General features: G+C 40.7%; 4 protein-coding genes. 2 read left to right on the top strand and 2 right to left on the bottom strand.

Translation table 11 applies throughout. The features are described from left to right. Positions 1–327 precede the first annotated feature (327 nt). Positions 328–4,017 carry a pullulanase gene (locus tag QM877_RS05985; protein ID WP_414317855.1) on the bottom strand — a complete coding sequence of 1,230 codons (3,690 nt, stop codon included), beginning with the start codon at positions 4,015–4,017 and terminating at the stop codon, positions 328–330. 989 nt (positions 4,018–5,006) lie between these two features. Continuing rightward, positions 5,007–6,476 (bottom strand): M protein trans-acting positive regulator PRD domain-containing protein, encoded by a 1,470-nt coding sequence (locus tag QM877_RS05980; RefSeq protein ID WP_414273913.1) that lies wholly within the window; start codon positions 6,474–6,476, stop codon positions 5,007–5,009. A gap of 294 nt (positions 6,477–6,770) precedes the next feature. Here QM877_RS05980 and QM877_RS05975 point away from each other — a divergent pair, with 294 nt between their 5' ends. Next, positions 6,771–7,028, top strand: coding sequence for a KxYKxGKxW signal peptide domain-containing protein (locus QM877_RS05975; RefSeq protein ID WP_414317854.1), 258 nt, complete (start codon positions 6,771–6,773; stop codon positions 7,026–7,028). Positions 7,029–7,034: 6 nt separating this feature from the next. Further along, the coding region (locus tag QM877_RS05970) for a Rib/alpha-like domain-containing protein (protein WP_414317853.1) at positions 7,035–12,112 on the top strand (5,078 nt) is incomplete at its 3' end.

The raw sequence follows: 12,112 nt of genomic DNA, 5'->3' as shown, positions 1-12,112 counted from the left end.
AATTGCTCTTATAGAGGTTGGATACTATATAGTAAAAATTCTTAGAAATGTTGACATAATGCTATTTTAAGAGTTTTTTATTTTCTCTAGTAAAAGAAAGAGATTGAAGCAAATTGATCAAAATGAACCTTTTTTAAAATCTGAAGAGGCGAGATACAAACATAATTTTAGTAGAATATTGAGTATAAATCTTTCCACAATAAAACGCATATTATCAAGTTTTTTTAACATCTGATAATATGCGTTTTTCTGATTTTAAAGACTTTTATCCCAGCCGCTTTTTACATGTCTTTCTATCAAGTTGCTGGATTTATAGAGTCCTTGCTTTTATTGTTCCTTTCTTGACTTGAGGAAACTTCCAAGTCCTAGGAAAGTGAGGAGACCAATTCCTGCAAGAACAAGAGTAGATTGTTTTTCAGTACCTGTGTTTGGCAGGACTTTTTGAGACAGAGTCTCTACAACAGTTTCTTGAGTTTTAGGTTTTGCAGCTAGATTTTGGGCTTGACTTTGGTCGGTTTCCAAGCTAGAGAGATCAAACTCAGGTTTTTCTTCCACAGCTGGGGCAACGATGGCACCGCCTTGAGCGATTCGAAGAACAGTAGCTGTAAGGGCATTTAATTTCAATCCTTTTTCAGTCCATTCAAGCCCTTGAGGGTTGGCAATTCCGACTGGTCCTGCTTGGTTTTCATCTGCTAAAACTTCAGCATTTCTGAGGTGGGCAAAGGCAGTTCCCAAGTTAAATTCACGAGTTTTTTCGTCCGCATTGACAAAGACTGCGTAGATATCTCCATTTGGAGCAGTGATTTGGTAGCCAATCACTACGTCCTCTTTTTCCACACCATTTTGTCCTGGGACAGTAATGAGGCGGACACGTTCCTTGATATCTTCAAGACTCTTGAGTCGGAAGGCATCTGTTGATTGACGCAGAGCAATCAAACCTTTCATGTAGTCACGGCTCTTGACATTTTCAGGGAAAGCTTTACCATCTGTAGCCTTGGTCCAATCAAACTTGTTGACAGCATCACTAGAGTCATAAGAGTCATGGATGAAGTAAGGATAGACAAATGGATTGCCGTCCTTATCACGCAACAAGTGAGATTTGTTTGGAACCTTATCTTCTGCTACTGGAGTCTTGTAGGCTGGGTCACGGAATTGTTTGGTACGTCCATATTCCTGCCCAGAGTGGATAAATGGAGTTCCTTGAGCTGTCAAGACCATGAGGTTTCCAAGTCGTAAACGACGATGAATTTCAGCATAGTTCTCAGCCTTGCTTGGGTCTTTTTTGATAGACTGGGCAATGATATCAAAGAGGGTCAAGTTATCATGGGCTGCGATATACTGGATAACATCTCCAGGACTGTCTGCTTCAAAGTTGGTTGGTTGAGCAATGAGGTTTTTAAAGATAGTATTGATATCACGTTTACCACCTGTGATAAAGGCAGGTTGACCTTCGTTTGGATAACCTGACTTGAGGTTGTTACGGATGTCATCTGAAAATACAGCAACAGTATCAGTATGTTTCATCCAATCCTGATCAGCAGGTCTAGTAGGCATATTTTCATCACCAGAATAGGTTCTCCAACCTTCACCAAGCATGATGAGATTTGGATTGAGGGCACGTGCAGCCTTGTAAGCTTCTTCGACAGAAGCTGCATCATGATCTCCCATCATATCGAAACGGAAACCATCTACTTTATAGGTTTCAACTAGATACTTGATAGAGTCTACCATGACGCGTTTAGACATGTAGTGGGTTGTTCCTAGACGACCACCACCAAAGCTAGTACGAGGTGTCCCGTCTGCATCCATGAAGTGGTAGTAGTTTGGCTCAAGATCTTCAAAGATATCGACATTGGCAGTATGGTTGTAAACTACGTCTAAGATAGCACCCATGCCACGTTTATGGATTTCGTTGACAAGGTTCTTAAATTCTGCGATACGTTTTTCTGGATCCTTAGGATTGCTTGAGTACATACCAGTCAATGAGAAGTAGTTTTGAGGGTCATAACCCCAGTTGTAGTTGCTATTGCTTGAAGCATAGGCGGACAAGCGTTCTTGGTTCTTCAATTCATTGACATAATAGTATGACAAGACTGGAAGGAGCTGGATGTGGGTCACGCCCAAGTCTTTTAGGTAGTCTAGTTTTTCGATAAAGGCTTCAAAAGTACCAAATGGCTTAGTCAAATCTTTTGCGATGGCAGGATCTGAAGTGAAGTCACGAACGTGAGCCTCGTAGATAACAGCATCTTCGCGAGATTTGAAATTGCGAATCTTACCATAGGTCAAGTCTTGCGGCCCTAGTTTTGCTGGGTCTACAAAAGCAGCTTTAGCAACTTTATGGGCAGCATCTGTTTTTGCTAGATCGCTGTTCCAAGCTGCCAGAGATTTAGCATAAGGATCTAGTGCGAGAACAGTCTTGCCTTGGCGCTCGATTTGATATTGGTAGTAGTAGCCAGTATAGTTGCTGATGCCAAGACCAGAGTTTTCATTCAGAGTTTGTTTCCAGGTTCCTTTTTCTCCTTTTTCAAGGGCGACGGTTCCGACTACTTTTTCAGGATCTTTCTTATCGTAGACGACAACTGAAACCTTATCGGCACTTGGAGACCAAAGAGTCAGATCAACAAGTTTGCCATCTTCTTTAAGATTTGCACCGAGTGGACCGTCGTAACTGTAAGTCTCGTCTTTGAGACGCCAGCTTGAACGAGTTGTAAAACGGTCTGAATCATAGGCAACGGTGTAAGGGTTTTGAGTGTCAGAAAAATCACCGATGTAGGTTACTTTCTTACCTGCTTCATCAACTGTAACATCTGTGATTGTCACTTTATTTCCTTGGTGGTCAGTGATGTTGGAATGTTTAAGGATGTCTTCTTTTTTAGCCCCAACTAGGGTAGAAAAACTGCTTTCAATACGAGATTTAGCTACATGTTGGGCACCAGTCATACGGATATCGTGTACATAGTAAGGGTTGGTGTAGATGGTTTCGTCATCATCCTTAAGGAAGATTTGACTATGGTTTTTCAGGTCAGTAAATTTATAATCTTCTTTTCTGATTTTCACATCATCGCCTTTCTTGCTCTCATCTAATAGTAAAAATCCAAATTCTCTTGCGGCTTCATTGAGCGGAATATCGATGTAGCGTCCGTGTTTTCCACTTGCAGTAAAGTCTGTACCGTCAGGCCATTCACCATTGCTTGGAGTCTTCACATCTCCCCAGTACCAGAGGGATTTCTTGTCATAGTTGCCATCGGTGCGGAAATAGTTGACGCGGATCGTTCCCGCTGGCTGAGGTTGGTAGTTGTGGACTTTGTAGTCCTCATCTAGCCAAGCTTCATTCATCTTTGGAGAGAGGCGCTCTACTGAACGATCTCCAGTAAGGTTGTCCCCTTTGGTGTTGTTAATGAGGAAGCTGATTTTCTTGGCTTGCTCATTTTTTAGTTTGACATCTAGGTAGTAGCCGTAGTCGTCTTTCTTGGCATCCTTGAAAGACTGGGCGCCATTTGGCCAGTTCTCAGATGGTTTTTCAACATCATCCCAAGTCCAAAGACCTTGCGAATCTTGGTTTTCTTGAGGAAGTTTTTTGACATGGATACGGAAGTAGTTGTCTGCGATTGGGGTTTCAGATACAGTGTCTGCTGGCGAAGCTTTCTCAGCGGCTAGACTTGATACTTCTGTTTTATCGTCTTTATTGTTTGGAAGGCTTGGAGTAGCTTCAGTTGTAGTTGTTTCAGAAACTGCTACTGGTTCAGATGTTTTAGACTCTAGGGAAGCGTTTGCATCTTTTGGGGCCAAAATAGGCGTTTTTTCCTCAGCTTGGCTGGTTTCTGTAGTAGCTGGGTTCGCATTAATAGCGCTTACATTTTCTTGTGTGCCAGGACTAGTTTCAGATGCAGATACAGAAGGTGCTGTTAGGGCAAGGAGGATAAAGCTTGCTCCAATAAGGACAGAGCCAGTTCCGTTTTTCAGAGAACGGATGCTGTAAATCATTTTTTTATCTGGTTGAGATGACGTGTTTTTCATAGACACTCTCCTATCATTTATTTCTATCTTAGTATAGCACGTAGTAACAGTTTATGCAATCGTTTTCTTTGATTTTGTAGAAAAGAAATGTGACTCTGTGAAAAATCATACTCACGTAAAATCAATACGGTTTTTTGTTGATAGCCTACTAAAGAAATATCATAGTCTAAGCATAAACTTTGAAATGTGCCTACTAATCAATGGATCTGACTGTATTTTAGCAAATCAAGGAAAAAGTTTTTAGAGAGTGGGACAGAAATCGGTAATTCGTTAGAATTCGATTTCGTCGTCCCACCTCCGCACAGTTGAGTAGGGCTGTAAAAGCTGATGAAATCAGCGTAGTAGAGCCCACTCAACCACTGCGTCTTGCCCGACAATCCAAAGACAATTGAGAGGCTAGGACTTTTGTCCCAGACTCATTGTTCAAAGAAATAAAATCTCAACAAATTTACTAGAGAACTTAAGTCAATTTCTAGTAATTTTTTAGAATTCACAATGTATAGTGGATTGAATCTAGAATAGTAGATTACGACTGCTAAAAATATTTCTAGAAATTAGTTTGACTTTTCTAATCGAATTGTTCATACCTTATTTCAATCTACTATAGTGTTTTATATTCAATCTATCATACAACAAAATTATTGTAAATGAGCAAAATTTTATCGACAAGTGCGAATCTATAGTTGACTGATTTTAGAATAGTAGGATGTAGTTCTTAAAAATTGTAAGAAATTGATTTGATACTCTTCAAAAATCTCTTCAAACCACGTCAGCTGCGTCTTGCCGTACTCAAGTACAGCCTGCGGCTCGCTTCCTAGTTTGCTCTTTGATTTTCATTGAGTATGAATTTCCCGATTGATTTGGCTTTTATTTCATTTCCCTACACTTTTGAAAGTAAAAACGCATAATATCAAGTTTTTAAGATGCCTGACATTATGCGTTTATATCTGTTTTAGCCTGCTTGTTTGGTCATAAAACAGAGGCTATTTTTAAAGTTTACCAATGGAAAGAGTATTGAGTTCATTGACGACTTGTAGATTAGCCATGCGACCGACGTTCATGAGCTTCGGATGAACCAATCCTTCAATATCAAAGTTTGTAATGATGGCATCGTAACCCGCTTCCATGATTTCATCAACATTGAGTGTCTCTTTATCCCATGTTTCAAAGTGAATGTTTTTAGAGGTGTAAAATTGATAAAGTGAAATCAAGGCCTGAGGATGGGCAAAGTCAAACTCACTCAAAACAAGAACACGAACCTTAGTTTGGCGCTTTAGGAGTTGTTCCATTAGATCAGTTGCGTGGGTTAAAAGAGTATAGACTAGATGGATTACAGCGTGAAGTTTATCCTTTTGTCCCAAGCTAGACTTATAGCGCATCATTTCAAAACTAGCTGCTTCGTAAAAATCTGGGAAGAACTTTTTAATCTTATTCACTGCATAAGATTTATTATGAGAAATGATAGATTCTGAGTTGATTTCTTGACGTTCTAGAAATGCAGTGTTATGCAAGTGCCAAATCAATTGATCGGTATTTGAAAAGTGGACATCAAACTGTCGGGTAAGATTGTCTAGGACATCTCGAGCTGAGTGATAGGAGTGATCGACTTTCTCATTGTCTTTCCGCGCCTCTAGGAAATCCTCGACCGTGAAGAAAATCTCCTCTTGAGTATAGGAGCTGAAAATTTGGTCAAGAGTTGTAAAATCGAGTGTGATTCCAAGACGATCACCAAGAGATTGCAATTCCTGCTGGAAGTTTGAAAGTTGACTAAAAATAGGGCGAAGAGGGTCAAACTCGATTTCCTCTTTAGGTCTCGGTAAAATCTTTACTCGATGGAGATTGACTGCAATTTGTGTCTTCAGCTGAAGCATATTTTGGTAGGTGATGGGATAGCCTGTTATCTTGACAAGAAAAGTCACAATTTCCTCTACATCTTCAGAAGACAGATGAAATGGCCATTTGAAGAAACCATAGGCTTCATGGAAATACTGGGCAAAAAAGAAGCGAATGTCTCTTTCGTCTCCAATAATTGAAATAGGCGTCACCTTGAGCTTGAATTTATATTTTGACTGCAGAATATTATTGATTTCAGCAACCTTCTTACGAAGTGAGGGAAGAGAAATGTCAAGCGTTTGAACTAGGTGCTCGAAAGTAAATGGTTCTTCTAATAGGAAGAAAGCTCTGAGTACCTGAAAATTAACAGACTCTTGCAAAACGTGTCTATAAATTCGCTCAATACCAAAATTATGTTCGTTCCTCAGTATGATACCAGCGGTTGATGATAGAATATCAAAACACGAAAGTTGCTCGCGCATTTCTTTGATATCGCTTTTGATGATGCGTCCATTCAAATCTAGAATATCAGCCAAGGTGTCAATATGAATCCATTCTTGGTTCTCAAATAAGTATTCTAGAATTTTTAATTGTCTCTGTTCTTTGTGAGATAATAGTTCTCTCATGGGAAATACTCCTTGGAAATATAAAGTCTTATAAACAAAAAAAGATAAAAACAATTATCAGGGCTTTTTTCTATTATAGCATGTTTTCGGAAAAAATTTTTAAAATTCGTTTATAAATTATCAATTTTTATAATAATTTTACTAAAAAAATCGAAAACTTGGAAATTATTTGCATCAAATGTTTTTTTTTTTTCTAAAAGGAGCAAAAAACTTGACTATGTTGATACCATATTTTATAATAGCAACGTATGTAAAACACATGCGACTCTAATAAAAAATAAATAGGAGATAAGAATGTATTTTAATCGTAAAAATGCAGAGCAGAAGAACTGGCGTATGATTAAAAAAGGAAAACATTTCCTTTTTGGTTGTTCGCTTGTTTTTGCGGTCGGAGCTAGCTTAGCTATTCAAACGGTCCATGCAGACACAGCATCGGAATCTACAGTTGAGAGTGGCTCAAAAGCTAAAGAGGCTAAGCCTGGATATGGTGGAGAAATGGGGACTTATGAAGCTCCTGCTGCTGTGGCAGAGACTCAGCCAGCAACAGTTTGAAAAGCAGTGGTAGCGGAAAACACTACTGCTAAAACAGCTAACAAAGAAGCTTTGACCCAGTTGGTCGAAGAAGTAAAAGGCTTGGACAAAGCAGGAAAGACAGAAGACTCTCTTTCTCGCTTGAACACAGCACTTGAACAAGCACAAAATGTTTTGGCAAATGCAGAAGCTAGCCAAGACCAAGTGGATGCAGCAGTCGCTAGTCTCAAAGAGGCAGTAGCTCAACTTGCTGCTAAAGAAGAAAAAGCAACAGCAGTAGCCACTGAAGCTAAAGCTGAAGCGACAGAGGATAAAGCTGAAACAGCAGTAGCGGAAACTGAAGTAGCTCGTCCAAGAGGCAAACGTGATCTAAGTTCACGTGCAGCAAACCGTTCAGTTGACGGATCAGTCGCTGAAGGTGAATTTGCTGGTGCGGGTGTCAAGCAGTTTCAGTCAGTTCGCTACAGTGTGGATGGAGACAGAACAACTTGGACAATTAGTGTTGTACCGCAGCATAAGAATCACCAAGCTGCTGGCTTGGTGGTCGCATCAGATGATACAATTCAAAGTATTACTGTCGTAGACCGTGGTCCTAATGCTGGACGTCTGAATGAGGATTATTACGTTGAGAAAGATTTTGGAAAGCTCCCTGCTATGAGCAATCACAAAGCTTTGGCGTCTCATTATAAATACATTGGTGGAGGAGTTCCTGATTCGCTTACCTATAGTGTAGTGACTAAAGGGACCCGTCACAATCTGTTTGCTCGTTTTGCAACAGCTATTGTAAAAAACTCACTAGAAAATGGTGGGATGAATGGTTCATCAGCTGTTAAAAATCGTACTTCAGACTTCCCAGAAGTCGGTATCAATCTTTCATCAAGACTTGCACCACAACCAGGAGTCAACAACACCTACACCCAAACAAATGACACGATTACAGTGCCTACTATAGCTTCTACAGATACAGTCTTGACAGGTACAGGAACACCAGGTGCCCGCATCAATATTAAGAGTGAGGGTAAAACTGTTAATGATAGTACCGTAGTTGGACAGAACGGACAGTGGTCATTCCCAATTACTATTGGTTTGAATAGTAACGTTACTGGTGGGGCACAGCTGGTTCCTGGGAGTCAAATCAGCGTTAGCCAAACAGTTGGTGGAGTAGAAAGTGCTGCTACACCTGTAAACGTCTCTCTAGGTCACTCAGAGATCGTTCCATCATCTAAATCAAAACAACAAAATAATCTTGTTGAAAATGATAGAAACGTTACCTTGAAAGTACCGCATGATGCAGGAGCAGCTTATTTCCAATTTACGGACGCAGATGGCAATGCTCGAGAAGTTGTGCTTAAACGTGATGCTGTTCCAGGCAACTGGCAAGTAACAAACAGTGCACTTGCAAGTGTTGCTTCAAGTGATCAAGGAGCCCACTACTCAACGATCAACTTGACCTTGAACAAAGATATGAAAGCTGGAACAACAGCACGAGTTATCTCTAACATGAAAGAAGGCAGCTACTCAAGTCTTCAAGGATGGCAATCACGTGACGTTGAAGAAGCTCCAAAAGAAGAGACTCCAGCACCACAGCCACAGCCACAACCACAACCACAACCAGAACCATCAAAACCAAACACTCCAGCAGTGGATAGCGCAACTGCAACTAGTGGTCCAGAAATTGTCAATGACTTGGCAGGTAAAGCAAGTACACCAGCTGATGTAACAGTGAAAGCACCAGCAGGTTCAACTGTTAAACTTTACAACAAAGATGGCGTTGTGATCGGTGAAGCGGTAGCTAACGATCAAGGTGTAGCAACTGTTCACCCTACAAACAGCCTTCCAGAAGGAGAAATTACAGCTACTTCAACACCAGCAGGTGGTAAAGAGTCAGCTAAGAGTGCACCGATTACGGTTACAAAATCACCATTGACTGTTGAGGATGGTGGTGTTAGTGGTGATGCATACACTAGGCTTCTCATTTCTAAATCACATATTACCGTTTATCCTGGAGATGAGGTTGATGTTAAGGTAACAGCTGCTGCTTCAGCCATTGCCAGTTTTTATCCATCTAAAAATCCTACGGCTATAGGGGGGCTGGCCCCAACGGGTGTCTATAACCCTAATATGGGTACTGCGAATGTTAAGATTAAAGAAAATGGTTACGGTGGAACAGTTTCTATGAATCAACCTGCAACTGAAAAGGTAATCACTTTCTATCTCCGTAATAAAAACGGAACAGTAGTTACGAGAGATCTTAAAGTTACTGTTCTTGAGTCAGCTAAGAAGTATGAGCCAGTTGCAGGTACAAAAGTAGATGTTGCAGATCCTAACACTCTTAGTGAAGATGAAAAGAGCAAGATCATCAACTCAGTTAAAACTGCTAACCCAAGTCTTCCAGCAAATGCGACATACAGTGTGGATGAAAAAGGGAACCTTACCATCACTTATCCTGATAAGTCAACAGATAAGGTTGCAGCAGCATATCTCGTTAATCCTATAAAAGATACAACTGCTCCAGACAAACCAGTTGTGAACACAGACCTTACAGGTAAAGCAGGCACTAAGACACCAGTTGAAGTAACTGCAGAAAAAGGTTCAACCGTAGCCCTTTACGATAAAGACAACAACAAGATCGGTGAAGCAACTGCAGGAGAAAATGGTAAAGCAACGATTACTCCAAAAGTTGATATTCCAGCAGGTCCTGTAACAGCCAAAGCAACTGATGCAGCAGGTAATGAATCAAAACCAAGTGTTGCCAAGGAAGCGACAGTAAGTGATACAGTTCGTCCAGTATTGAACATTCCTTATGATGATGCTGATAATCAAGCAATCTACGTTTATTCAGGTGAAACAAACAATATTGAACTTAAGGTGACTGATAATTCAGGTAAGATTGTCAAAGCTTACTTGGCTATGCCAGCTGATAACCGTCAAGGCCTAGGAACTGAAGATACTTCCTATCTTGGTGGTGGTTCAAGAGCAGCCTTGTATTTGAAAGCTGATCGCATCAAGACAGAAACGGAGGCAACTGAAACCAACCCAGCTGTTATCCATGTGACAGGTGAAGTCCCAGCAAATACTTACACTGAACAAAATGGTCAGTTTACTCGTTACCTATTTGCAGAAGATGCAGCTGGTAACACAGCTTATGAACATGTTGGAGCACCAATGGAAAAAGGTGCGCTTGGACGTATCCGCTTCATGTGGAAACCACAAACATTCAAATACACCGCAACAGCGCCAACAACTCCACTTGTAGGAGATAATGCGCCAACAGCTGCTGAACTAGAACAAGCAGTTAAAAGTGCTAACCCTACATTTAGCGATAAGATTAAGACAGTCGCTGTGAATGGTGATAAAGTTATTGTCACTTATAACGATGGAAGTACAGATGAACTTCCAAAAGACTCAGTCTTTAAAATTCGTCCAGCAGCCCCAGTAGTAACTCCAACTATTCCAGCAACTGCAAATAATATGCCTGGAGCAGGAGTAAGTTCAACTGATAAGACCATTTCAGGTACAGGAACACCAGGTGCAACTGTTACCATCAAGTCAGGTGATAACACACTTGTTGAAAATGTACCTGTTGGAGCAGACGGAACTTGGACAGCGACTCTTCCAAAAGGATTGAACAGTAACATTACTACTCAACCACAGTTGACTCCAAAAGATAAAGTTACCGTTACTCAAACGCTTAATGGTGTTCCAAGTGCGGAAACAGAAGTACCAGTCGGTCTAGGTGAAACGACTATCCAACCAGATGAAAAATCATCTGACAAACAAAGCTTGATTGAAGGTACTAAGACAATCACTGTTAAAGTACCACACGATGCAGGTATGGCTTATCTAGGTTATACGAATAAAGATACCAATAAAGCTGGCGAAGTTGCTCTTAAACGTGATTCAATCGATGGACCATGGTATGCGAAAGATGAATCAAAAGCTGTTGTGAAATCATACGCGACAGACGGATTCACAGATACTATCGTCCTTGAGATGAAAGAACCAGTCAAAGAAGGTAAAGCCAAAGCTATCGCGAACATCGTTGAAGGCAAGTACTCAAGCCCAGTTGGTTGGAAAGAAATCAATGTTGAAGCCAAACAACCAACCGATGCGGATAAGAACACTCCAACAGCGAAAGAGCAAACTGTAAACAAAGGTGAAACTCCAGACGCTAAGAAATCAATTGATAACTTTGACAAGCTTCCAGAAGGAACAAAAGCAGAGTTCAAGACACCAGTAGATACAACAACCCCAGGCGATAAAACACCAACAGTTGTTGTGACTTACCCAGATGGTTCTAAGGATGAAGTTCCAGTAACTGTTAAAGTAGTAGATCCAAGCACAGATGCGGATAAGAACACTCCAACAGCGAAAGAGCAAACTGTAAACAAAGGTGAAACTCCAGACGCTAAGAAATCAATTGATAACTTTGACAAGCTTCCAGAAGGAACAAAAGCAGAGTTCAAGACACCAGTGGATACAACAACACCAGGTGATAAAACACCAACAGTCGTTGTAACATACCCAGATGGTTCTAAGGATGAAGTTCCAGTAACTGTTAAAGTAGTAGATCCAAGCACAGATGCGGATAAGAACACTCCAACAGCGAAAGAGCAAGCTGTAAACAAAGGTGAAACTCCAGACGCTAAGAAATCAATTGGTAATGTAGATGATCTTCCTAAAGGAACAACAGTAGAGTTCAAGACACCAGTAGATACAACAATCCCAGGCGATAAAACACCAACAGTTGTTGTGACTTACCCAGATGGTTCTAAGGATGAAGTTCCAGTAACTGTTAAAGTAGTAGATCCAAGTACAGATGCGGATAAGAACACTCCAACAGCGAAAGATCAAACTGTTAAACCAGGAGATAAACCATCTGCCAAAGATTCAATCGGTAATGTAGGTGATCTTCCAGAAGGAACAACCGTAGACTTCAAGACACCAGTAGATACAACAACCCCAGGTGATAAAGACGCTACAGTCGTTGTGACTTACCCAGATGGTTCTAAGGATGAAGTACCAGTTAAAGTAACTGTAAAAGATCCAAGTGCACCAGCTACAGATGCAGACAAGAATACTCCAACAGCGAAAGATCAAACTGT

It is taken from the genome of Streptococcus infantis (assembly GCF_047463655.1).
Lineage (GTDB): Bacteria > Bacillota > Bacilli > Lactobacillales > Streptococcaceae > Streptococcus > Streptococcus infantis_Z.
Note: the sequence above shows the minus strand (reverse complement) of the source record. Positions and strands in the feature narration are given on the sequence as shown.